We start from the raw sequence: 22,716 nt of genomic DNA, 5'->3' as shown, positions 1-22,716 counted from the left end.
CGCGCGAATTCGACGGTATGGCGAAAAGGGAACCCGAAAAGGACCAACGAATTAACTAAGGAGATTAGCAGTTCCCGTAATGCCCCCGAAGCGCGTCACCCTCGGGGGCCTTCGGCATGCCGGAAATCCGCCAGGCGCCCGGCGGACCGCAGCCGTCATCGCAACCGTCACGGTAGCCGTAGGGCGACCCCTGCCGCAGATTCTTCGGTCAGCCCTACGGTCCCACCGTATTGAGGCCCTCACCCCCGAACTCCTACGTTCCTTCCCAGGACAGCCGCTTCGGAAAGGGACTCATCCGGACGGCACTCGGCCGATGGAAGGAGGACGCGTGAAGATACGGATTCTGGGTCCGCTGCACGCGGAGACCGACGGAGTTCCGGTCGTCCCGAGCGCGGCGAAGACGCGGCAGATCCTGGCGCTCCTCGCGCTCCACCCCGGCCGGCCCGTCCCGGTGGCCACCCTCAAGGAGGAGATCTGGGGACCGCTGCCGCCGTGCAGCGCGCACAGCACCCTCCAGACCTACATCCTGCGACTGCGCAGGGCACTGGCCGCCGCCCTCGGCGGACCGTACGGGTCGAACGGGTCGAACGGGTCGGACAGGTCGGACAGGTCGGACGGGTCGCACGGGTCCGGCGCTACGCCCGGCGCCGCCGGCACCGCCGGGGCGGACAGCGCCACCGGCCCGGCCCGGGCCCGGGATCTGCTGGCCACCGGTCACGACGGCTATCTGCTGCGGATCGCCGAGGAGGACGTCGACGCCTTCGCCTTCCAGCGCATCGCGCAGGCCGGGCACACCGCCTTCGCCGACGGCGACAGCGCCCGGGCCGCCCGGCTGCTCCGCGAGGCCCTCGCGCTGTGGCGGGGACCGGTGCTGGTGGACGTACGGGCCGGAGCGGCGCTGCGGATCCACGCGGCCCGGCTGGAGGAGAGCCGACTGCTCGCCACCGAACGCCGTGTCGACGCCGAACTGCTCCTCGGCCTGCACGGCGAACTCCTCGCCGAACTCGTCGAACTGACCCAACTCCACCCTGCCAACGAGCGGCTGCACGCCCAGGCGATGGTGGCGTTCTACCGCGCCGGCCGGCAGTCCGACGCCCTCCGGCTCTACCGCGGCCTGCGGCGCCGGCTCGTCGAGGAGCTCGGCCTGGAGCCCGCACCTCAGCTACAGCGGCTGCACCAGGCGATGCTCTCGGTCGATCCGCGCCTGGACACCCCCGCCCACGGCGGCCGGCCGACACCGACCTTCGACCTCTACGCGGCCTGACCCCCTGCCCCTGCCTTCTCCCCGTCCCGCACCCCCACCGCACGAGAACCACGAGAAAGGCGACACAGTGACGGACCAGAACCAGGTACCCACCCTCTACGAATGGGTCGGCGGCGCCGAGGCGCTGGAACGACTCACCGAGGCGTTCTACGCCCGCGTCCGCAAGGACGAGCTCCTCGCCCCGCTCTTCGCGCACATGGACGACGACCACCCCCAGCACGTCGCGACCTTCCTCGGCGAGGTGCTCGGCGGGCCCACGCACTACACCGAGCAGCACGGCGGCTACCCCCGGATGCTCTCCCGCCACCGCGGCCGGGCCATCCAGCCCGAGCAGCGGGCCCGTTGGGTGGAGCTGATGCTGAAGGCGATGGACGAGGTCGGACTGCCCGACGACGCGGAGTTCCGCTCGGCGTTCATCGGCTACATCGAGTTCGGCTCGCGCCGCGCGATGGCCAACTCCCAGCCGGACGCGGGGCCCACCCGTCGTACCACCATCAAGACGTGGGGCTGGGGGGAGGGCGTACCCGGTGAGGAGTGATCCACGGGCCGGCCCCCGGAACCGGCCCGCCCGCGGGGCCGCTCCGCGTCCCGGTATCGGCAACAAATGTTGTCCGTCCGCGGCGCCCGGTTCCAGCATGGGGGTCACTGGTGATCACCACGATCCGGCGGACCGCCGAGGCCGGCAGACCGGCGCGCACCCGCCCTGATCCGTATGCCCGAACCGTCAGAACGAGGAGTCCGCTCATGCGTTTGACCACCCCCGGGGCAGTGCGACGCGTCCCCCCGCACCCCGTCGCCACCCCGCACCTCACCGTCACCCTGCACCTCGCCGTCACCCCGTACCGCGCCGTCACGAAGACGGCAGGTGGCCACCGATGAGCGTCCAGACCGAACCGCAGGAAGCCACCGCCCCGAAGGCCAACGGCAGGCTGCCGCTCGCCGTCTACCTGCTCGCGTTCAGCCTGTTCGCGATGGGCAGCGCCGAGTTCCTGCTCGCCGGTGTCCTCCCGGACATCGCCGACGACCTCGACATCTCGCTGTCCTCCGCCGGCGCGCTCATCTCGGCCTTCGCCATCGGCGTCGTGATCGGCGGGCCGCCGCTCGCGGTGCTGACCCTCCGCTGGCCGCGCCGTACGACCCTCGTGATCTCGCAGGCCGTGTTCGCCGCCGGCGTGGCCGTCGGTCTGCTGACCGACGACTTCACGATCCTGCTCGTCACCCGCTTCCTGATCGGCCTGGCGTACGCCGGGTTCTGGGCCGTCGCCGCGGTCACCGCGATCTCCCTCGTCACCCCCGACCGCACCGCCCGGGCCTCCGGTGTGGTGGTCAGCGGACTCAGCATCGCCATGGTCGCCGGCGGCCCGGCCGGCGCCTTCCTCAGCCACTTCACCGGCTGGCAGGGCGGGTTCTGGGCCGTGGTCGCACTCACCGTGCTCAGCGCGATCGCCACGATCGTCGCCGTGCCCGCCACCAAGGCGGCTCAAGAGCCCAGCGTGCGCCGCGAGTTGCAGACGATGCGACAGCCGCAGCTGTGGGTGGTGTACGCCGCGACCCTGCTCAGCACCGCCGCGTACATGATCTCGTACAACTACCTCGCCGCCTTCCTCACGGACGTCACCGGTGTCGGCTCCGTGTGGGTGCCCGGCATCCTCGTCCTCTTCGGCATCGGGGCCTTCATCGGCCTCTCCATCGGCGGCCGGATCGCCGACGGGCGCCCCCACCACGCCCTGCTCATCGGCGCCGGCGGGATCCTCGTCTGCTCCGTGCTCCTCGCGCTCCTCGCCGACTACGCCGTGGCCGTCATCCCCCTGGTCCTGCTCCTGGGAGTCGCCGGCTTCGTCCTCAACCCGGCTGTCTACGGGCGGGTGTTCACCGTCGCGGCCGGTGCTCCCACGCTCGCCGGGGCCACCGCCGTCTCCATGTTCCAGCTCGGCATCAGCGTGGTCCCCGTCCTCGCGGGCGTGGCCCTCGGCGCCGGTGCCGGTCTCACCTCGATCCCCTGGCTGGGCGCAGGCCTGGCCGTCCTCACCATCCCGGTCGTCCTGGCCGACCGGACGATGGCCCGCAACCGGGCCCGGACGAATACCGAGCCCGCGGACAACTGATCCACCGTCATGAAACAGAGCCGGAGCCGGCGGAGAGCCACCCCCGTAACTCTCCGCCGGCTCCCCCACAGGGAGGACCTCATGGACAACGAGCTCGGCTACGAACTCGGCACCTGGGTCGTGTCACAGATCCAGAGCCCCGACCGCCCCGCGCAGTCGACCTTCTCGCTGCTCGGCAGGGAATGGGACCTGCTGCCCGAGGTGTTCCCGCCCTACACGGACCCCGGCCCCGGCCTGTTCGCCTCCTGGGTGCCGTACGAGCAGGGCGACCGCTTCCTGGAGCTGGGCTGCGGCGCCGGCGTCGCCGCCGTGCTCGCCGCACAGCACGGGGCCGCACGGGTGCTCGCCACCGACATCAACCCGGCCGCCGTGCTCAACGCCCGGCGCAACGCCGAACGGCACGGGGTCGCCGACCGCTTCACCGCGCTGACCAGCGACCTCTTCGACGCCCTGGACCCCGCCGAACAGCTCGACACGGTGTTCTGGAACACGCCCTTCATCGAGGCGCCCGCCGACCGCCCGTACGCCGGGCACATCGAGCGCGCGGTCTTCGACCCCGGGTACGGGCTGGTGAACCGGTTCTTCCGCGACGTGGTGCGCCATCTGGCCGCCGACGGACGCGTCTACCTGGGCACCAGCGAGGCCATGGGCAACCCGTACAAGATGCTGCGCGCCGCCGACGAGGCCGGATTCGAGGGCAAGCGACTCCGCACCGAATCCGTCGAACTGCCCGCCGCGGAATTCGGCGACTCCCCCGTGGTCAAGGCCCACACCGACGAACGCGGCATCGTCCACATGGACTTCACCCTCTACGAGTTCCGGCGCCGCTGACCACCCCGCCCCGCCCCTCCCCGTACCAAGGCACCAAGGCACCACACGCACGAGCAGTTCCGACGCCATCGACCCACCCACACCCATCGGGGCGACCTGACAACGCCCCGGGAGATTGGACAGTGATGAACGCCAACGGGAACGCAGCCGCGGACGGTACCGGCTACGACATCGTCATCGCCGGAAACGGAGTCCTGGGACTGTCGCTCGCCTGGGTCCTGGCGCGACGCGGACAGCGCGTCGCCGTGCTCGGCCAGCCGCACCGGCCCTGGGCGGGATCGGCCGCGGCCGGAGCCATGCTCGGCTGTTTCGGCGAGGTCACCACCTCCCTGCTGGCCACCGAGCACGGCCGCCACAAACTCGAACTCGGCATCAAGGCCACCGAGTTGTGGGAGCCGTGGCTGGCCGAGCTGGAGGAGCAGACCGAGGGCGCGCCGATCAGGACCGCCCAGGGCACCACCGTCGTTCTCAACACCATCGGCACCGCCGAGATCGACGACGCCAACTACAACGCGATCCGCGCCGAACTCACCCGCTACAACGAGCCGTTCGAGGACGTCGAGCCCACCGACCTCGACTGGGTCGACGCCGAGCCGATCTCCCGCCCGCTGAAGGCCTTCCACATACCCGGCGAGCACGCGGTCAACGCCGCCGCCCTCCTGGAGCGGCTCGAATCGGCCGCCGTCCAGGCCGGTGCCACCCTCGTTCCCGAGTTCGCCACCCGTGTCGAGTACCGGGGCGAGCGGGTCACCGGGGTCGTCCTCGCCTCCGGCCGCACGATCTCCGCCGACCACGTCACCCTGGCCGCCGGCGCCCGCACCCAGGAGCTCCTGGACAGCCTGCCCGTCGGCCCCCGCATCCCCCGAATGGTCAGCGGCTACGGAGTCTCCGCACTGATCAAGACGCAGGACGGTACGAGCCCGGACAGCGTCATCCGCACGCCCAACCGCTCCTTCGCGTGCGGCCTGCACGTCGTACCGCGCGGTGACGGCCACGTCTACGTCGGCGCCACCAACGTCATCGCCGTCGAGCCGCGCGACACCGCCGAGATGCGCGACCTCGTCTTCCTGCTGCAGTGCGCCCACCGCCAGGTCCGCCGCAACCTGTGGAACAGCGACGTCTCCAAGGTCCAGGTCGGCAACCGCCCGGTCTCCATGGACGGCTTCCCGCTGCTCGGCGACGGCGGCATGCAGGGCCTGACGATCATGACCGGCACCTACCGCGACGGCCTGCACCTGTCGCCGCTGCTCGCCCAGGACTTCGCCGCCCGCATCCTCGGCGAGGAGCCGCAGGCCGACCTGGACCGGTTCGCGCCGCTGCGGCAGCCGTACCGGACCGGGACCCGCGAGGAGATCGTCGACCTCCTCATCGACCACCAGATGGGCATCGGCTACGAGCAGGACTGGACGATCCCCGTCGAGTGGCACCAGTGGATCGAGATGGACCTGCGGCCGGCCACCCTCGCCTGGGCCGACGAGCTCGACCCCGAGTTCACTCCGCCGGCCGAGCTGCTCTTCGCCTCTCGCTTCGACCCCGAGCTGGTCAGCCTGCTGCGCAAGTACTACGCGACCTGCCGCGAGTACAGCTGACCGCTCGGCACCCACCGCAAGCAGTCCCTCCAGAAAGGACACCCCATGGCTGTCGAGAACATCGACCCTCCCGGCCTCACCAAGCCCTACGGCTGGCGGCAGCTGGCGGTCGGCACCGGAAGCCGCGTCATCTTCCTGAGCGGCCAGACCCCGCGTACCGCCGACGGCGAGCCGGTGGGCATGGGCGACCTCGCGGCGCAGACCGAGCAGGTCTACCTCAACATCGCGACCGGTCTCGCCGCGGCCGGCGCCACGTTCGACGACGTGCTGAAGCTCACCATCTACGCGGTGGACTGGTCGCTCGACAAGTGGGAGGCGATCACCGCGGGCGCCGAGCGCGCGGCCGCCAAGCTCGGTGCCGACGTCATCCGGCCGACCACGCTGGTCGGCGTCGCCACCCTCGCCGAGCCCGACTTCCTGATCGAGATCGAGGCCACGGCCATCGCGGAATAGCCGCTTCCACGACACGCCCTGCACGACGCACACCCCGCACGACGCACCTCGCACCTTGCACGACGCATCAGGGCCCCGCCGGATCCGGCGGGGCCCTGATGCGTCGTGGGGGTCAGGAGGAAAGCCGCTGCTTGGCCAGGAGGTCCTCGATCACCGTGGCCACCGTCTCCGGTGCGGGCAGGGCGGGGTGGCGGCTGACCGTTCCCGTGGTCGGGTCGAAACCGTCGTGCCACTCGGGTTCGTTGACGAGACCGCCGTCCTCACGGATCCGCGCGATGTTCCGCTGCACGGCCGGCTTGTGCCACATCCTGGCGCCCATCACCGGGAAGTGGATCACCGGGTAGTCCACCGACAGCGCGACCGTGAGCAGCCGGTTCGGAGCGGCGCCGGCCGCGGCCGAGGCGAGCGTGTGGGCGGTGGCCGGCAGCACCGCGAGGATGTCGTGGTCCCCGGCGAGCCGGGAGGGCTTGTCGGTCGGCCAGTCCGCCGGGGATTCCCCGCTCACCACCCTCTCGGCGAAGAGCGCGACGCTCTCCGGGGAAATGAACGAGGCCGCCGTGTGGGTCAGCAGAACGGTGAACGTGCTGCCCTCGATCTGCCGGCGCATCGCCTCGACATACGCCGGAAGCCTGGTCACCGCGATGGATCCGGTGGCACCGATGAGTATGCGTTTCCCGGTTGTCTCCGGGGAGTTTCGAATTCCCATGCGCCGATGATGTCGCCGCCGTCCCGCCGCAGGTCAAGGGGCACAACCGGGCACGCCAGAGCGGGTCCGGGGACAGTCCAGCGGCGGTCCAGCGACACCGAAATCCTTCGGTCGTCCCTACGGTCCCACCGTATTGAGACCCCTTACCACCGCTGCCTAACGTCGCTTCTCGCAAGGGAATTCGAACGCTCGGCACAGTATCCGAAAGCCCGTCAGGGCATCAGAGGAAAAGGGACGGACGACGATGGAGGATCTCTTCGCAAGGCTGCGCGGCGGTGCCGGCCACCCCCGCCTCGACGAGGACCGGCTCCTCGAACTCAAGCCGCAGCCGGAGCAACGGCACGAACCCTTCCCGCTGACCGACATCCAGCAGGCGTATCTGATCGGCCGCCACAAGGGTCTGGAGCTGGGCGGCATCTCCAGCCAGTACTACCTGGAGTTCGACTGTCCCGCTCTCGACCCGGACCGCCTGTCCGAGGCCCTGCGCACCGTGATCGCCCGCCACGAGGCCCTGCGTACCGTGGCCGGGACCGACCAGACCCAGTGCGTCGTCCCCGTGGCCGAGGTGGACCCGTACGTCATCCGCGTCACGGACCTGCGCGGCCGGCCAGATGCGGAGCGGACGGCGGAGCTGGAGCGCGTACGCGCCGAACTGACCGAGCAGGTCCTGCCGTTGGACCGGACGCCGCTCCTCGATGTGCGGGCCACCCGGCTCGACGACGACCGGCTGCGCCTCCATGTCGCCGTGGACCTGCTGTTCCTCGACATGCGCGGGCTCTACCGGCTCATGGACGAGTGGCGCCGATGTTACGACGACCCGGAGGTGCGGCCCGAGCCGCCGGAGCTGTCGTTCCGCGACTACGTCCTCGCGCGGGAGGAACTGCGCACGGACACCCTGGGCCAGGAGGCCGCCGCCTACTGGGCGGACCGCCTGGACACCCTGCCGGGCGCGCCCGAACTGCCGCTGGCCGCCGCGCCCGAGCAGCTCGGCACCCCGCGTTTCGTACGGCACCGGGCGCGGCTCGCCCCCGAGCGCTGGGCGGCGCTGCGGGCGGCGGCCGAGCGGCACGGGCTGACCGCGTCCGGCGTGCTGCTCGCCGCCTACGCGGAGGTTCTGCGCACCTGGTCGCGGCGGCAGGAATTCACCCTCACCGTCACCCAGTTCCACCGGCTCGGCCTGCACCCGCGGGTCGAGGAGATCATCGGGAACTTCCTCGACCCGAGTCTGCTCGCCGTCGGCGGCCGCCCCGAGGAGAGCTTCGTGCAGCGGGCCCGGGACCTGGAGCAGCGCCTCCTGGAGGACCTGTCGCACGCCACCCACGGCGGGATCCGGGTGCTGCGCGAGCTGGCCCGCCGCCGCGACGACGGCAGGGCGTCGATGCCCGTGGTCTTCTCCAGCACCCTCGGTGCCGGGGCGGGAGCCGAGGCCGGAGCCGGGGCGGAGGCGGGCACGGACGGCGCGCCCGGTGCCGGGCGCCTGGAGTCCTTCGGGACGCTCGTGCACGACCACAGCCGTACGCCGCAGGTGTGGCTGGAGAACCAGATCCTGGAACTCGACGGCCGGCTCTCGGTCAACTGGAACGCCGTCGACGGCCTGTTCCCCGAAGGCACCCTGGAGGCCATGTTCACGGCGTACACGACGCTGCTCGACCGCCTCGTCGACGAGCCGGCTCTGTGGGACGCCACCCGCGGCATCGTGCCGCTGCCGGCCGCGCAGGCCGAGGAGCGCACCCGGGCCAACGCCACCACCCAGGACATCCCGCCCGCGCTCCTGCACGAACTGGTCGCCGAGGCGGCCCGGCGCAGCCCCGACGCGCCCGCGGTGATCACTCCCGGCGCGGAGACCACGTACCGGCAGCTCACCGAGACCGCCCACCGGATCGCCCACCGGCTGCTCCGCGTCCCCGGGGCGGGCCCGAACGAGATCGTCGCCGTGTCGATGCGGCCCGGCGCCGCACAGTACGCCGCACTCCTCGGCGTCCTGCACACCGGCGCCGCGTACGTCGCCATCGACCCCGAACTGCCCGAGGAGCGGCGCCTGAAGCTGCTCGCCCGCTGCTCGGTACGGGCCGTGGTGACCGACCCCGAACTGCGCGAGTCGCTTCCCTGGCCGGACGGCGTGACCGTACTGACCCCCGAGGACGCGGAGACCCTGGCCTGCCCGGAGTGGTCGCCGGGGCGCCGTCAGGGACCCGACGACCTCGCGTACGTCATCTTCACCTCGGGCTCCACCGGCGAGCCCAAGGGCGTGATGATCACCCACCGCAGCGCCGCCAACACCGTCCAGGACATCAACCGGCGCTTCGGCGTCGGCCCGGACGACCGCACCATGGCGCTCGCCCCCGCGGGCTTCGACCTGTCGGTGTACGACCTCTTCGGTGTGCTCGGCGCCGGCGGCACCGTCGTCGTCCCCGACCCCGCGCGCGGCAACGACCTCGACCACTGGTCCCAGCTCGTCGGCCGCTACGGGGTCACCATCTGGAACAGCGTGCCCGCGCCCATGCGGATGTGGATCGACGCGCTGGGCGACGGAGGGGTGCCGCGCGGCTGCCGCCTCCGCCTCGCCCTGCTCAGCGGCGACTGGATCCCCGTCGACCTGCCGACCCGGATCCGCGAGAAGCTCCCCGCGATGCGCGTGATCAGCCTCGGCGGCGCGACCGAGGGCTCCATCTGGTCGATCCACCACCCCGTCGAGACCGTCCGGCCGGAGTGGTCGAGCATCCCGTACGGCAAGCCGCTCGCCAACCAGACCATGCACGTCCTCAACCAGTGGCAGGAGCCGTCGCCCGTCGGCGTCACCGGCGAGATCCACATCGGCGGCACCGGCGTGGCCCAGGGCTACCTCGGCGACCCCGAGCGCACCGCCGAACGCTTCCCGGTCCACCCGGTCACCGGGGAGCGGATCTACCGGACCGGCGACCTCGGCCGCTACCTGCCCGGTGGCGACATCGAGATCCTCGGCCGCGAGGACTTCCAGGTGAAGATCAACGGCTACCGCGTGGAGCTCGGCGAGATCGAGGCCGCACTGCTGCGCCGGCCCGGGGTGCGCACCGCTCTCGTCACCGCGCCCGCCCACGCCCGCACCGGACAGCGGCAGATCGCGGCGTACGTGGTGCCCGAGGCGGGGGCCACCCCGGACCCGGCCGAACTGCGCGAGGCGCTCGCCGCCGTGCTGCCCGGCTACATGGTGCCCAGCCGCTTCCTCACCCTGGAGACCCTGCCGCTGACCACCAACGGGAAGATCGACCACAAGTCGCTGCCCACGCCGTGGAACGACGACGCCGAGACCACCGGCACCCGGGTCGCACCGCGCAGCCGGGTCGAGGAGCGGCTCTTCGCCCTCTGGTCCCAGCAGCTCGGCCACGGCGACTTCGGCGTCGAGGAGGGCTTCTTCGACATCGGCGGCGACTCGCTGCACGCGGTCGGCCTGCTCACGGTGCTGCGCGCGGAGTTCGGCATCGGGGCGGACATGGAGCAGGAGATGGTCGAGGGCCTCTTCATGAACGCCTCGATCTCGTCCTTCGCCGAACTGATCGTCTCCGCCGAGGAGTCCGCGGCATGACCACACCCTCGACCGAGACCCCGGGTTCCGCCGTCGCCGAGTGGGACCACGTCGTCGTCGGCGGCGGTTCCGCCGGAGCCCTCGTCGCCGCCCGGCTCGCCGCACGCGACTGCGGCACCGTGCTGCTCCTGGAGGCCGGACCCGACCAGCCGAACCCCCGCGACCGCGCCCACCCGCTGGCCGACGCCGGCCGGCTCGTCCTCGCCGGCTTCAACTGGGACTACCGGGCCAACCTCCGTACCAGCGGCCGTCTGGAGGACCTGCTCAAGGGCGGTGACGGCACAGGGACCCCGGCCCGCGCCCTGTGGGAACGCTTCCCCTACCAGCTCGGCAAGGTCCTCGGCGGAGGCTCCGCCGTCAACGGGGCCATCGCCCTGCGCGGGCTGCCCCGTGACTTCGCCGCCTGGGCGGAGCGGGGCAACCCCGACTGGTCCTGGGAGCGGGTGCTGCCCTTCTACCAGGACATCGAGAACGACGCCGACTTCCCCGGCGGGCCGCACGGCGACAGCGGACCGCTCCCGATCCGGCGGACCCCGCGCGAGCGGGTGCACCCCCTGGACGCCGCCTTCTGGGAGGAGTGCAACGGGCAGGGCGTCACCGACCTCCTCGACCTCAACTCCGGGCAGGAGGCGGGCGTCGGCCCGATCCCCGGCAACACGATCGACGGCGAACGGATCGACGCCGCCACCGCATTCCTCTCCGACGCCCGCACCCTGGAGCGGCTCCATGTGCGCCCCGGCGTACGGGTCACCCGCGTGCTGTTCGACCCGAAGGACCGGAACAGGGCCGTGGGCGTCGAGACCGAACGGGACGGGCGGCTCGACACCGTCCGCGCCCGTCACGTGATCCTCGCCGCCGGAGCCGTCGGCACCCCCGTCATCCTGCAGCGCTCCGGCGTCGGCGACGCCGGCCTGCTCGGCGCGCTCGGCATCGACCCGGTGGCCGACCTGCCCGGCGTGGGCCGCGACCTGGTGGACCACCCGTCCGTCGTCATGTGGTCCCGGCCGGCCGACGGCGTGTGTACGCCGGGCCAGCCCTGGCGCCAGGTCGCCGCCCGCATGAGCAGCGGCTTCGACGACGACGTCGACATCCAGATGGGGCTCCTCAACAACGTGGAGAGCCACACCATCCCCGGCTTCGTCGACCGGCTCGGCTGGCCGCTGGTCGTCGGCATCTCCGTGATGCTGATGCGCCCCCGCTCCCGCGGCCGGGTCTTCCTCGACAGCGCCGACCCCCTGGCCGCGCCCGTCATCGAACTCGGCCTCGGTACCGATCCCGAGGACATCGAGCGGCTCTGCCACGGTGTCCGCAGGGCTTGGAGCTTCCTGCGCTCCCCGGGACTGGCCGGCCGGCTGACGCACACCCAGTTCTGGAGCGACCGGATGATCGCCAACGACGGCGTGCTGCGCAGCGGGGTCCGCCACATCATGAACCCCGGCTGGCACGCGGCCGGTTCGTGCCGGATGGGCCCGGACACCGACCCGTACGCCGTCGCCGACCAGCAGGGCCGGGTGCACGGCACCGAGAACCTGCGGATCGCCGACGCCTCGCTCTTCCCCGTCATCCCCAGCGCCCCCACCAATCTGACCACCCTGATGCTGGCCGAGAAGCTGGCCCGGAGCATGAAGGAATGACCGTGCACCCTGTCACGAGCCCTCCGGTGCGGCTCTACTGTTTCCCGCACGCCGGGGCGACCTCGCAGGTCTACCGCGGCTGGCAGACGCTCGGCGAGCCGCACCTGCGGGTCCGGGGCGTGGACGCGCCCGGCCGCGGCGCGCGCCGCCAGGAGCGCAAGGCGGTCAACTACCACTGCCTGGTCCGGGCCATGGCCGAGCAGGTGGTGGCCGATCTGCTCGCCGAGCGCGAGCGGTCCCCCGGAGTGCGCTGGGCGACGTTCGGGCACAGCTTCGGCGCCACCATGAGCCTCGCCGTGGCCGACCACGTCACCCGGCAGACCGGCCTCGCGCCGGTGCGGTCGGTGCTCTCGGGGGCGGTGCCGCCGGCGCTCCAACGGCCCGGGGCGCTGCTCGCCGCCGTCCCCGACGACGAGCTTCTCGCCCGTACGGCGGCCGACGGCGGGACTCCGCCCGCGGTGCTCGCCGAACCGACGATGAGCCGGATCCTCCTGCGGATGCTCCGCGAGGACGACTGCGTACGGGCCGAGTTCGCCCGGGAGGCGGCGGGCCTGCGGGTGGACTTCCCGCTCACCCTGATCGCCGCGCGCGAGGACGTGCACGCCCCGCCGGAGCGGGTGTGGCCGTGGTCCGCGCACAGTTCCGGGCCGGTCCACCGGGTGGAGATCGAGGGCGGCCACTTCGCCGCCGTCCAGCACCCCGAGGAGACCCTGTCGATCATCGGCGACGACACCGACCCCGGGGAGGGCTGAGCCCGTGGCACAGAGCAGAAGCAGCCGCCCGACGACGCGGTACGAGCCCGAGCACGAGCAGTTCCGGGAGACCTGCCGTGAGTTCCTCACCCGGGAGGTCGTCCCGCATCACGCCCGCTGGGAGCGGGACGGCATCGTCGACCGTTCGGTGTGGCGGGCGGCCGGCCGGGCCGGACTCCTCGGAATCGGCGTCGACCCGGCGTACGGCGGAGGCGGCGAGCCGGACTACCGCTATCCGGCGGTGTTCCAACGGGAGATCATGTGGGCCCGGGCCACCGCGCCCGGCTTCGTGGCGCACAACGATGTCATCGCCACGTACCTCGCCGAGCGGACCACCGAGGAGCAGCGCAAACGCTGGCTGCCCGGACTGTGCGCGGGCGAGCTGGTCGCGGCCATCGCGATGAGCGAGCCGGACGCCGGCTCCAACGTCGCCGACATCCGTACCACCGCGGTACGGGACGGGGACGCGTACATCCTCAACGGGCAGAAGACCTTCATCACCAACGGCGAGAACGCCGACGTCGTCGTGGTCGCCGCCAAGACCGCCCCCGAGCGCGGCGCCCAGGGCATCAGCCTCCTGGTGGTGGAGCGCGGCACGCCCGGCCTCACCCGCGGCCGGCGCATGGAGAAGCTGGGCTGGCACGCCAGCGACACCTGCGAGCTGTTCTTCGACGACTGCCGGGTGCCGGCCCAGAACCTGATCGGCAAGGAGAACGCCGGTCTCGCCTACATGATGGCCGGGCTGCCCCGGGAACGGCTCAGCATCGCGACCGTGGCGGTGGGCGCGGCGGAACGGATGCTCGCCGACACACTGGAGTACGCGAAGACCCGTGAGGCCTTCGGGCAGCCGATCGGCACCTTCCAGCACAACCGCTTCCAACTGGCCACCATGGACACGGAACTGACGATCGCTCGCGTGTTCCTCGACCACTGTGTGGCCGAACTCAACGCGGGTCGCCTGTCGGTGACCGACGCCGCGAAGGTGAAGTGGTGGACGACCGAGCTCCAGGTGGACATCGCCAACCGCTGCCTCCAGATCCACGGCGGCTACGGCTACCTCAAGGAGAGCGCGATCTCGCGCGAGTGGGCCAACAGCCGGGTCCAGACGATCTACGGCGGGACGACGGAGGTGATGAAGGAACTGATCGGCCGCTCGCTGGGCCTCTGAAGCACGTTGGACCTCTGAAGCGTGCTGGGCCTCTGAAGCATGAAGCGCCCCGCCCCGCCCCGCGACCTGCCGGGGTGGGGCGGGGCGCACGCGTGTGAACGACGCGTCCGAAAACAGCACCTCTCTTTGCAAATTCCGAAACGAATGAATGTAATGACAGCGTGGAGCAGCCCTCGTCCATCGCCCAGGCCCTGTCCGCCGTCGGTCCCCGACTCAAGCGCTTGCGCACCGCCCGCGGTGTCACCCTCGCCGCCCTGTCGGAGGTCACCGGCATCTCCAAGAGCACGCTCTCGCGCCTGGAGGCCGGCCAGCGCCGCCCCAGCCTGGAACTGCTGCTGCCCATCGCCCAGGCTCACCAGGTCCCCATCGACGAACTGGTCGGCGCCCCGGACGTGGGCGACCCGAGGGTCCGGCTCAAACCGCACGCCGTGAACGGCAACACCGTGCTGCCGCTGACCCGACAGCCGGGCCCGCTGCAGAGCTACAAGATGGTGCTGCCGGCGAGCCGCGACACCCCGGAGCTGTGCACCCACGAGGGATACGAGTGGCTGTACGTGCTGTCCGGGCGGCTCCGGATCGTGCTCGCCGACCACGACATCGTCCTCGACCCGGGCGAGGTGGCGGAGTTCGACACCCGGCTGCCGCACTGGTTCGGCAGCACGGGACAGGGCTCGGTCGAAGTACTCAGCCTCTTCGGACGCCAGGGCGAACGCATGCACATCCGCGCCAGGCCGACAGGCCGAACGCCCGCCTCCGGCGACTGAGCCGGAGACGGGCGGGGGACGGAGGCGGCGCGGGAACGAACGCCGGGGGAATGCCGGAGATCAGACGGCGGACACGGGCTCTTCCTCCGCGGAGGAACGGCCGGTGGCGGCCCGGTGCGCGGCAAGGTCGCGCGCGATCTCCTCGTCCACCAGATCGTGGTTGAGCGCGAACGCGGCCGCGGCTCCCATGCCGGCCGCGGTGACGGCCTGGGCGCGCGAGTCGACCACGTTGCCGACGGCCCACAGCCCGGGGCGGCTGGTGCGCCCGGCCCGGTCGGTGACCAGCCAGCCCTGCTCGTCCCGCTCACAGCCGAGACCGTCGAAGGCGGAGTCGTTCGGGCTCATCTTCGGGAAGAGGAAGACACCGGCACAGTCGACGGTGCGCCCGTCGGAGAGCTCGACGGCGTGCAGCCGCCCGTCCTTGCTGAGCAGGGTGGTCACGGACCCGTCGACCACCTGGACCCCGCGGGCGTCCATGCGCTCACGCTCGTCGTCACTGAGCGGCCGGTCGTGGGAGACGTACACGACGTCGTGCGACCACTGCCGCAGCAACAGCGCCTGCCCGGCGGAGGCCGGATGAACCCCGAGCACGACGATCCGCTGGTCACGCACCTCGTAACCATGGCAGTACGGGCAGAAGTGCACGTCCCCACCCCACAGCGCCCGCACCCCGGGGATCTCGGGCAGCTGGTCGCGCAGCCCGGTGGCGAGCACGACGTGCCGCGCGTCGAGCGAGGCACCACCGTCGAGCCGCACGACGAAGCCCCCCTCGTCCCGCGCCTCGACCTGGTCGACACGCCCCTCGACCCGCACGGCCCCGTAGCGCGCGATCTCGGCCCGCCCGGTCTCGAGCACGGTCAGCGGCGACACTCCGTCACGGGAGAGGAAGCTGTGCATATGGGCCGAGGGAGCGTTACGGGGCTCCCCGGAGTCGACGACGGCGACACTGCGCCGCGCCCGCGCGAGCACGAGCGCGGCATTGAGCCCGCCTGCCCCGCCACCTATCACGATCACGTCGTACGAGGTTCGAACACTGGTTTCCTTGTGGGCGCCGGTCATGGCGATCACCTCCGCCGCAAGGGTGCGGCCCACCCGAAACCAGAACAATCTTTGTTGCCATTTCCGGGACGGCCGGGCCTGACCACGCAGCCGGCGCCTCCTCAGGAAATGCGCGTCACTCGGCGGTGGAAGCAGCTCCGTCAAGCACTTCGATCTCGGCTCGGCGCCGAGCAACGGTCCGCTGCCAGGACCCGACGAGCCGGGCCGCGAGGGTGGCCGTACGGACAACGGTCGGGAGACACGCGAGGGATGGGCAGGTACGGGCAGGTGAGTGGTGTGGACAGCGTGCGGGCAGGTGGCTCGCGCCGGGCGACCGCGGCTACGACCACGTGCCGACCTCAGGTCGCCTTGCGCCACACGGAGATGTGCTTCGCGGAGTCCTGGGTGAACGGCGCCCCGTCCCAGTCCGCGACGCGACGTTCCATCTCGAGCCCAGCGATCCGGGCCATCAGGTCGAGCTCCGCCGGCCAGGCGTAGCGGTGCCGGGAGTTGCCGCGGCGGTAGCGGCCGTCGTCGCCGTCGCGGGTGAAGTGGTGCGAGACGAGGATCTGCTCGACGAGGTCGAAGGTGTCGAAGCCGAGATGCTGCTCAGAGACGTCGAACGGCACCGCGACCTGGCTGGGCGGCAGGAGTCGCAGCGGCGGCACGCCCAGCTCGATGACGAATCGGCCGCCGGGCTCCAGATGACGTGCGGCGTTGCGGAAGCACTCGACCTGCTCGTCCTGCGTGAGCAGGTTCGTGATGGTGTTGTAGACGAGATAGACCAGGGTGAACTCGCCAGGAACGACGGTGGTGGCCATGTCCCCGATGACTACCGGGAGCGTGACCTCGTCGACCTTGCGCCGCAGCACCGCTGCCATGTGCTCGGACAGTTCGATGCCCACTACCGGTACGCCGCGTTCCCGGAGCGGGACGCCCACTCGTCCGGTCCCGATGGCGAACTCCAGTGCCCGGCCGTCTCCGGCGAGCTCGGCGAGGAAGGCGAGAGTCGGTCCGAGAACGGCGGCCGAGGACGTCTCGGCCTCCTCGGCGTCGTAGCGGTCGGCGGTCGCACGGGTCCACAGCTCACTGCTCGTCACGGGCGGCCACTTTGCCGGGCACCGAGGGGCGCTGTCGACGCATTTACCACCGTCCTCCCCGCCGGCGGTCCGCGTACGCCCATGACGACGTCTTCGCTCCCGTGTGCCGCACACGTGGCCCCGGCCGCCCAGAGAACACCCGGACATCGACCTGGTGGACCTGGGCGTGGGGGTGCCGCAAAACCCCAGGTCAGGCGTCCTTCTTCACCGGCTCCAGGATCGCCATGCACTCGACGTGGTGCGTCATCGGAAACCGGTCAGTGACTGGTGAGGACCGTGGCGAGCGCGATGGTGGTGTCCTGGCCGGAGTGGTGCCCGATGAGCTCAGCCATTTCCCGCTTGGTGCGGACCAACTGGTCCACATAGATCTCGATGTCCGAGGCCGAGCCGGCGAAACCGGCCGAGGGCTGGTGCATGAGGGTCTTCGTGTGCGGCAATGCGAACCGCCTTCCCTTCGCACAAGCGGCGAGAAGGAACTGGCCCATGGAGGCACAGAATCCCATTGCAATGGTCACGACATCATTCTTGATGCATTGCATGGTGTCGTAGACCGCCATGCCAGCGGTCACCGAGCCGCCCGGTGAGTGGATGTACAAGTAAATGTCACGGGTCGGATCCGTGGCGAGCATCAGCATCTGCGCGGTTACGCGGTTAGCGATGCCATCGTCAAATTCCTTGCCGAGGAAAATGATGCGGTCCTCGAGAAGACGGTTGTAAACCGCATCCACGCTGATCCCATCACCGGCACCGCCGCGGGCGTAAGGCATCATCTGGCCCGCTTCGAGAGGCAACTGCCGAGAGCCCGTGCGATTCCACTCCTCTGTCGTTGCGTGTCCGCTAAAGGGCCTGGACTGAGTCCGTTCAGCTGCTATCCGACCAATTAGAGCCGGAAGCAGCACTCCACTCGCCCCCTCGCGCTTAACGAAGCTAACACGCACTCCGCCCCCATCCAGGGGGAGTCGAGAAGCCGTTCGCTCAGAGCGGAGGGTGTGACTGAGTTTCAATTGGCTTGAAACCAGGCACAGTTAAGCCCCTATGAGTGGCCTTGACAGCGGCGGAACCGAGACGACGTCTGCAAAAAATGGTGCATAAGGAAATAATCGGCGCTTGAATCCGGCCAGGAGCAAAGGGGTTGCCCTGTCCCTCTGCGGACAGTGCGACCGATGCGGCGGAACCCCACGTCGAAGCACAGGGACGGAGTTGGCTTGTCCGCACAGGCGCGCTGGCGACGCGCTCGCGTATGTGGCTCTGGTAAGCGAATTCTGTTGATGTTCATTGTCGGTTTGGTGAACGTGGGGCTGGTGGGTAGTTGTGCGGGTGGAGGTGCGGGATTAGAGTCAGCGGCCGTGCTCGGAGTGGCCGGCGGGGGCCGGTAACCCGGGCCTGAGGAAAGGGAATTCCGTCGTGACCGAGACCGAGACCGAGAAAGCCGCCGCCTGTCCCGCGATACCCGACAGAACAGACCGGCCCGACAGCATCGGCGGGATCGAGGTGCTCGCCTCGCTCAGCCCCGACTTCGTCGCCGACCCGTACACCGCCTTCCGCCGGCTGCGCGAGCGCGGTCCGGTGCACCAGGTAGTGGGGCCCGACAGGGGGGTGGTGTGGCTCGTGGTCGGGTACGAGGCCGCGCGCGAGGCCTTCGGCTCCCCGCAACTCAGCCGGGACTGGCAGCGCGACTATCGGCAGCCCGGCTGGAGCCCGCCATACGCCCTGAACATGCTCGGCAACTCCAACATGCTGATGAGCGACCCGCCCCACCACACCCGGCTGCGGAAGCTGGTGGCGCAGGAGTTCACGGCCCGGCGGGTCGAGGGGATGCGGCAGCGCGTCCAGGAGATCACCGACGAGCTGCTGGACAGCATGACGGCGGACGGAGCGCGCCGCGCCGACATCATCGAGGCGTTCGCCTCCCCGCTCCCCATGATCGTCATCTCCGAACTGCTCGGCGTCCCCGGCCTGGACCGCGCTTCCTTCCACGCCTGGTCCAACGAGACCCTCGCGCCCACCAGCCCCGAGGCGGAGAAGGAGGCGTACGAGCAGGTCATGCCGTATCTCGCCGGGCTCATCGCCGCCAAGCGCGAGAGCCCCGGGGAGGACCTGCTCAGCGCCCTCGTCCACACGGTCGACGAGGGCGGCGACCGGCTCACCGAGGACGAGCTGGTCTCGCTGGCCTTCCTGCTGCTCGTCGCCGGGCACGAGACGACGGTCAACACGATCGGCAACGCGGTGCGCGCGCTCTTCGCGCACCCCGAGCAGCTGGCGGCCGTACGGGCCGATCCGACGGGGCTGGCGGCGGGGTTGGTGGAGGAGACGCTGCGCTACGACGGGCCGGTGGCGACCACCACGCCGCGCATCGCCCTCGAGGACACCGAGATCGGCGGTGTACAGGTGCCGCGCGGTGCCATCGTGCTGATCGCCATGGCCGGCGCGGACCACGACCCGGCGCGCTTCCCCGACCCGGAACGCTTCGACGTACGGCGCAGCGACGCCCGGAGCAATCTCTCCTTCGGACACGGAATCCACTTCTGCCTGGGCGCCCCCCTCGCCCGCCTCGAGGGCGAGGTGGCGCTGCGCACGCTCCTGGAGCGCTGCCCGGACCTGGCGGCGGACGGGGAGCCTGGGGAGTGGCTCCCGGGGATGCTGATCCGGGGGAGGCGGGAGCTGCCGGTGCGGTGGTGATACGTCCGCCGCGGGCGGGCTGACCGGCGGGTGAGCGGTCGCGGCACGCCGTTCGCGCAGGTCAGCCGGGACTGTCAGCGGCGGGGTCCACGCTGTCCGCAGTGCTGCGACGTGGCGTCGCGCACCGGACAGGAGAGAGGCGATCGTCATGACCGCGACCCCGCTGCTGGCGAGCACCAGGAAGGGGCTCTTCCTCGCCCACCGGCGCGACGGGGCATGGGAGTTCACGGAACGCCGTGCGTACCCAAATGACCTTTCTGATGCCCGCTGGGAGCTGAGCCGGTGCTGCCGGCCTGGCGCTTCGAACGTCGCGGGCGGGCCCTGGACTTCGGCCGGCCACCACGGCATGACCTGCGTGAGATCATGAACGCCATCCTCTACGTGGACCGCACCGGCTGCCAGCGGGCCTACCTGCCGCACGACTTTCCGCCGCACCAGAGCGTCTACGGCTGCTTCGCGAGGTGACAGAAGGACGGCATCTTCGCCCAGCTCAACGGCCTGTTACGAGAACTGGGCCGCCAGCAGGAGGGCAAGAACCGCCACCGTCGGCCTGCGTGATCGACGCACAGAGCGTCAAGACCTCCACCAGCGTCCCCGCCCGAAGCCAGGGAATCGACGCGGGCACGAAGATCGTGGGCCGCAAGCGCAGCATCGTCATCGACACCCTCGGCCTGCTGCTGGCAGTGCTGGTCGGCGACGGCCAGGATCTGGTCAACCAAACCCGTCTACTGGCTGGGCTCGTGGCGCCGCAGCCCCGTTTAAGCGGGCTCGAAGTCGTTCAGCGCACCGTGGAACGCCGCGCCAGTCCCGGGGGCCACCGCGGCCACCCTTCTCCGGTCTTCGCCGGTCAAGTACCTATAGCTCTGCGGTGGGTGGAATGAACCCGACGCCCGGAGCGCGGCCAGGGGTACCGGGGCCTCGAAGGTGAGCGGCTCCTCCAGCGAGAGGCCGCTGGCCCGGGTCGCGCCGCGCATGTACTCGTCGTACTCGCGCCGGCTGATTCCGGCGCTCGTACGGCTGGCCGACCGGACCTCGCGGGGGGACGCGACCTGCACAGAGGCGATCCGCGCCATGCCCACGATGGCCATCGTGGGCGCGGTCGCGTAGAGGAGTACTGGGGTTCCAGGCGGGGCGGCGACGCGTTGACGACGCACCTCGACCGTCTTGGTCCCGGCCAGGATCGCCGACGACCACCTCGTCCATCCGCGAACAGCCGATCACCATCTTGCCCTGCTGCCCGGCGGTCCCTCCGCTGACGTACCAAAGGATCCGGCCAGGGACGCTCTCCCCACGGTGACCGGCGGACCGATAGTAGACATGCTCACGACTGATGCCGATCACGTCGTCACGCGGCACGAGCATGGCCGGCACATTGAACAGCTCCGTGGCCCAGCGGGGCTGTACGGGAGCGATGAAGGAAGGCAGAGCCGTGTCGACGAGCTTCGCCGGCCACCACACTCGCTCGGCCACGCTCGCGATCTCAGGCGACACCTGAGCCGGCAGGCTCGGTGCCGTACGCCCGGCGCGTGCCGCGACGGCTCCTGCCGCCTCGGAGACGGCCTCGGCCGGTCCGCACAGGTCGACGATGAGGGCCGTGAAGCCGCTCTCGTCCTCGGTGAATCCGTCGGCGCCAGCAGCTGACATGGCAGCCTGGGAGAGGTACGGATCGGCGATGCGGACGACCTGCGCGCCTCGTTCCCGCCCCAGCCGCTTCAGCATGAAGAGCAGCTGTCGGGCGAGCGTCTCCTCCAGTGGGTGTGCCGCGGTCCGCAGGAAGGCGACGTTCAGTGTGCGGCCGTCCATGGCCCAGGCGTACAGGGCGACCGGATGTCCGTCACCGTCCCGGAGCAGTTCCCTTCGCCACAACACTCCATCGGCGCCAAGCGCCTTCAGCCGTTCCGCGAAGGCGGTACCGCTGTCGCCGTCGGCCTGCTCGAAGAAGGCGACCAGCTCCCCTTCGCTTCCGGACGCGACCTCCTCGGCGGAGAACGCCGTGCCCATGAGATCCGCCGGGCGATAGAGCTGGGCTTGGCGGAGTTCGTCCACATGAAGGGTCACCATGGCCGGCGAGACGACCCTGACGCGTGCTACGTCCCAGGCGATGTCGGCCAGCCGCTCCAGCTCAGGATCACGCGTCACCAGCACCTGCAGACCCGCGCAGGATGTCTCGGCCACGTACCGCAGTCGGGCACGTAACGTGCCGTCGATCGGCGCTTCCGGCAGTTCCTTGCTGACCGCCGTGGTCAACTCCTGCTGGCGGGCCGATACCGCGGCCGCATCGGGAGACGCGGAGCGAAGCCGGGACAGACCGTTGCGTTGATGCTTCCTCTCATCGCGGTTCTCGATCTCCCGCACGTCGAGGAGGAGCTGCGGTGTGTACGTGAGCTCGATCAGGTCTGCGAGCCATCCGGCCTCAAGGGCCCTCGACTCCTCAACAGCCCGCTCGGCACCCGCGCCACGGAGCCCGGAGAAGACGCTGTAGTCGACCGTCACGACCAGCAGGGCGTCGCTCAGTGCCTCGGTGAACAGATCCTCGTGACCGAGATCAAGCCACCAGGTATCGAGGGTCTCTTGATCACCACCCCGTCCGAGTCCCTCGTCCTTCGGAACGAAACCGAGACCGCTCCACATGGAACTGAGCCCATAGTCCCGCCGGCATCTGGCCCGGATGCCGAGCCGGTGTCCTTGACGACGGCGAAGCTCCGCGATCAAGAGCCCAGCGATCCCGTTCCCTCGGCGTTCCTCTGCCACACACACGTGGAGAGGCGCACGTACTGACTGCGCTTGGGCAACCCGAAAAGCGCGTAGCCGACGAGCTCGTCCCCCTCCAGCGCGACCAGCAGCCCACCGTTGTCGGCGTACTTTCGGTACGCGGGTGGCGTGAGCAGGCCCAGACGCTTTGCGTACCGGTCGCCCAGGGCGATGGCGGCACTGAGTAGGTCCGGCTGCTCTCCCGTCACTGGCAGCACTTTGATCGCCATCTGCATCCCCTCCAGTTCGATCACCGCCCCAAGCGCATACTGCCTAAACTGGCGCGGCCAAGCCAATGATTGATCAGAACCGGCTAGTGG

Annotated in this window: 19 protein-coding genes and 1 pseudogene; 14 read left to right on the top strand and 6 right to left on the bottom strand. The window is 70.7% G+C overall.

What is annotated here, in order from left to right; translation table 11 throughout:
* Positions 1-328: 328 nt before the first annotated feature.
* From OG462_RS32435 to OG462_RS32405, 7 genes are all read left to right on the top strand, one after another.
* Positions 329-1,264 (top strand): BTAD domain-containing putative transcriptional regulator, encoded by a 936-nt coding sequence (locus tag OG462_RS32435; protein ID WP_406063080.1) that lies wholly within the window; start codon positions 329-331, stop codon positions 1,262-1,264.
* Between the two features lie 67 nt (positions 1,265-1,331).
* Positions 1,332-1,802 (top strand): group II truncated hemoglobin, encoded by a 471-nt coding sequence (locus OG462_RS32430; RefSeq protein WP_406063078.1) that lies wholly within the window; start codon positions 1,332-1,334, stop codon positions 1,800-1,802.
* 206 nt (positions 1,803-2,008) lie between these two features.
* Positions 2,009-2,143 (top strand): hypothetical protein, encoded by a 135-nt coding sequence (locus OG462_RS32425; protein ID WP_406063076.1) that lies wholly within the window; start codon positions 2,009-2,011, stop codon positions 2,141-2,143.
* Complete coding sequence (locus tag OG462_RS32420; RefSeq protein WP_406063074.1) at positions 2,140-3,369, top strand: Cmx/CmrA family chloramphenicol efflux MFS transporter; 1,230 nt, start codon at positions 2,140-2,142, stop codon at positions 3,367-3,369. Before OG462_RS32425 ends, OG462_RS32420 begins: the two co-directional genes overlap by 4 nt.
* Before the next feature lie 81 nt (positions 3,370-3,450).
* A complete protein-coding gene (locus OG462_RS32415) occupies positions 3,451-4,200 on the top strand; it encodes a methyltransferase (RefSeq protein WP_406063071.1) in 750 nt (249 codons plus the stop codon).
* A gap of 125 nt (positions 4,201-4,325) precedes the next feature.
* Entirely contained in the window at positions 4,326-5,789 is a 1,464-nt protein-coding gene (locus tag OG462_RS32410) for an NAD(P)/FAD-dependent oxidoreductase (protein WP_406063069.1), read from the top strand.
* A 45-nt stretch (positions 5,790-5,834) separates the two neighbouring features.
* Positions 5,835-6,242, top strand: a complete 408-nt coding sequence (locus OG462_RS32405; RefSeq protein WP_406063067.1) for a RidA family protein — start codon at positions 5,835-5,837, stop codon at positions 6,240-6,242.
* Between the two features lie 112 nt (positions 6,243-6,354).
* Here OG462_RS32405 and OG462_RS32400 read toward each other — a convergent pair whose 3' ends face one another.
* Positions 6,355-6,948: a flavoprotein gene (locus tag OG462_RS32400; protein WP_406063065.1), complete on the bottom strand. Its 594-nt coding sequence runs from the start codon at positions 6,946-6,948 to the stop codon at positions 6,355-6,357.
* A gap of 244 nt (positions 6,949-7,192) precedes the next feature.
* Here OG462_RS32400 and OG462_RS32395 point away from each other — a divergent pair, with 244 nt between their 5' ends.
* The 5 genes from OG462_RS32395 (at position 7,193) to OG462_RS32375 (ending at position 14,828) form a co-directional block, all read left to right on the top strand.
* The gene (locus OG462_RS32395) at positions 7,193-10,510 is read left to right on the top strand and encodes a non-ribosomal peptide synthetase (protein WP_406063063.1); all 3,318 of its coding nucleotides are present in this window, start codon (positions 7,193-7,195) and stop codon (positions 10,508-10,510) included.
* On the top strand, positions 10,507-12,144 hold the full coding sequence (locus OG462_RS32390) for a GMC family oxidoreductase (protein WP_406063061.1): 1,638 nt from the start codon (positions 10,507-10,509) through the stop codon (positions 12,142-12,144). The genes OG462_RS32395 and OG462_RS32390 overlap by 4 nt, the downstream gene beginning before the upstream one ends.
* A complete protein-coding gene (locus OG462_RS32385) occupies positions 12,141-12,896 on the top strand; it encodes a thioesterase II family protein (protein WP_406063059.1) in 756 nt (251 codons plus the stop codon). Before OG462_RS32390 ends, OG462_RS32385 begins: the two co-directional genes overlap by 4 nt.
* A gap of 4 nt (positions 12,897-12,900) precedes the next feature.
* The gene (locus OG462_RS32380; RefSeq protein ID WP_406063057.1) at positions 12,901-14,064 is read left to right on the top strand and encodes an acyl-CoA dehydrogenase family protein; all 1,164 of its coding nucleotides are present in this window, start codon (positions 12,901-12,903) and stop codon (positions 14,062-14,064) included.
* Positions 14,065-14,225: 161 nt separating this feature from the next.
* Entirely contained in the window at positions 14,226-14,828 is a 603-nt protein-coding gene (locus OG462_RS32375) for a helix-turn-helix domain-containing protein (protein WP_406063055.1), read from the top strand.
* 60 nt (positions 14,829-14,888) lie between these two features.
* Here OG462_RS32375 and OG462_RS32370 read toward each other — a convergent pair whose 3' ends face one another.
* The 3 genes from OG462_RS32370 to OG462_RS32360 form a co-directional block, all read right to left on the bottom strand.
* On the bottom strand, positions 14,889-15,887 hold the full coding sequence (locus tag OG462_RS32370; RefSeq protein ID WP_406063053.1) for an NAD(P)/FAD-dependent oxidoreductase: 999 nt from the start codon (positions 15,885-15,887) through the stop codon (positions 14,889-14,891).
* Between the two features lie 338 nt (positions 15,888-16,225).
* Complete coding sequence (locus OG462_RS32365) at positions 16,226-16,966, bottom strand: class I SAM-dependent DNA methyltransferase (RefSeq protein WP_406063051.1); 741 nt, start codon at positions 16,964-16,966, stop codon at positions 16,226-16,228.
* 257 nt (positions 16,967-17,223) lie between these two features.
* Complete coding sequence (locus tag OG462_RS32360) at positions 17,224-17,733, bottom strand: ATP-dependent Clp protease proteolytic subunit (protein WP_406066813.1); 510 nt, start codon at positions 17,731-17,733, stop codon at positions 17,224-17,226.
* 637 nt (positions 17,734-18,370) lie between these two features.
* Here OG462_RS32360 and OG462_RS32355 point away from each other — a divergent pair.
* Both OG462_RS32355 and OG462_RS32350 read left to right on the top strand, forming a co-directional pair.
* Positions 18,371-19,645: a cytochrome P450 gene (locus OG462_RS32355; RefSeq protein WP_406063049.1), complete on the top strand. Its 1,275-nt coding sequence runs from the start codon at positions 18,371-18,373 to the stop codon at positions 19,643-19,645.
* Positions 19,646-19,811: 166 nt separating this feature from the next.
* A pseudogene (locus OG462_RS32350) lies at positions 19,812-20,383 on the top strand (transposase); the annotation flags it as partial.
* Positions 20,384-20,500: 117 nt separating this feature from the next.
* On the opposite strand, the gene OG462_RS32345 reads toward OG462_RS32350, so the two are convergent.
* A complete protein-coding gene (locus tag OG462_RS32345; protein ID WP_406063047.1) occupies positions 20,501-22,396 on the bottom strand; it encodes an N-acetyltransferase in 1,896 nt (631 codons plus the stop codon).
* A complete protein-coding gene (locus OG462_RS32340) occupies positions 22,354-22,650 on the bottom strand; it encodes a hypothetical protein (RefSeq protein WP_406063045.1) in 297 nt (98 codons plus the stop codon). The genes OG462_RS32345 and OG462_RS32340 overlap by 43 nt, the downstream gene beginning before the upstream one ends.
* Positions 22,651-22,716: the final 66 nt, after the last annotated feature.

This window comes from Streptomyces sp. NBC_01077 (assembly GCF_045162855.1).
GTDB lineage: Bacteria > Actinomycetota > Actinomycetes > Streptomycetales > Streptomycetaceae > Streptomyces.
Note: the sequence above shows the minus strand (reverse complement) of the source record. Positions and strands in the feature narration are given on the sequence as shown.

What these genes read in the sequence shown, in the direction of transcription:
- OG462_RS32425 (WP_406063076.1), top strand. Translation starts at nt 2,009, where the DNA reads ATGCGTTTGACCACCCCCGGGGCAGTGCGACGCGTCCCCCCGCACCCC.
- OG462_RS32420 (WP_406063074.1), top strand. Translation starts at nt 2,140, where the DNA reads ATGAGCGTCCAGACCGAACCGCAGGAAGCCACCGCCCCGAAGGCCAAC.
- OG462_RS32415 (WP_406063071.1), top strand. Translation starts at nt 3,451, where the DNA reads ATGGACAACGAGCTCGGCTACGAACTCGGCACCTGGGTCGTGTCACAG.
- OG462_RS32410 (WP_406063069.1), top strand. Translation starts at nt 4,326, where the DNA reads ATGAACGCCAACGGGAACGCAGCCGCGGACGGTACCGGCTACGACATC.
- OG462_RS32405 (WP_406063067.1), top strand. Translation starts at nt 5,835, where the DNA reads ATGGCTGTCGAGAACATCGACCCTCCCGGCCTCACCAAGCCCTACGGC.
- OG462_RS32400 (WP_406063065.1), bottom strand. Translation starts at nt 6,948, where the DNA reads ATGGGAATTCGAAACTCCCCGGAGACAACCGGGAAACGCATACTCATC.
- OG462_RS32395 (WP_406063063.1), top strand. Translation starts at nt 7,193, where the DNA reads ATGGAGGATCTCTTCGCAAGGCTGCGCGGCGGTGCCGGCCACCCCCGC.
- OG462_RS32390 (WP_406063061.1), top strand. Translation starts at nt 10,507, where the DNA reads ATGACCACACCCTCGACCGAGACCCCGGGTTCCGCCGTCGCCGAGTGG.
- OG462_RS32385 (WP_406063059.1), top strand. Translation starts at nt 12,141, where the DNA reads ATGACCGTGCACCCTGTCACGAGCCCTCCGGTGCGGCTCTACTGTTTC.
- OG462_RS32370 (WP_406063053.1), bottom strand. Translation starts at nt 15,887, where the DNA reads ATGACCGGCGCCCACAAGGAAACCAGTGTTCGAACCTCGTACGACGTG.
- OG462_RS32360 (WP_406066813.1), bottom strand. Translation starts at nt 17,733, where the DNA reads ATGCCTTACGCCCGCGGCGGTGCCGGTGATGGGATCAGCGTGGATGCG.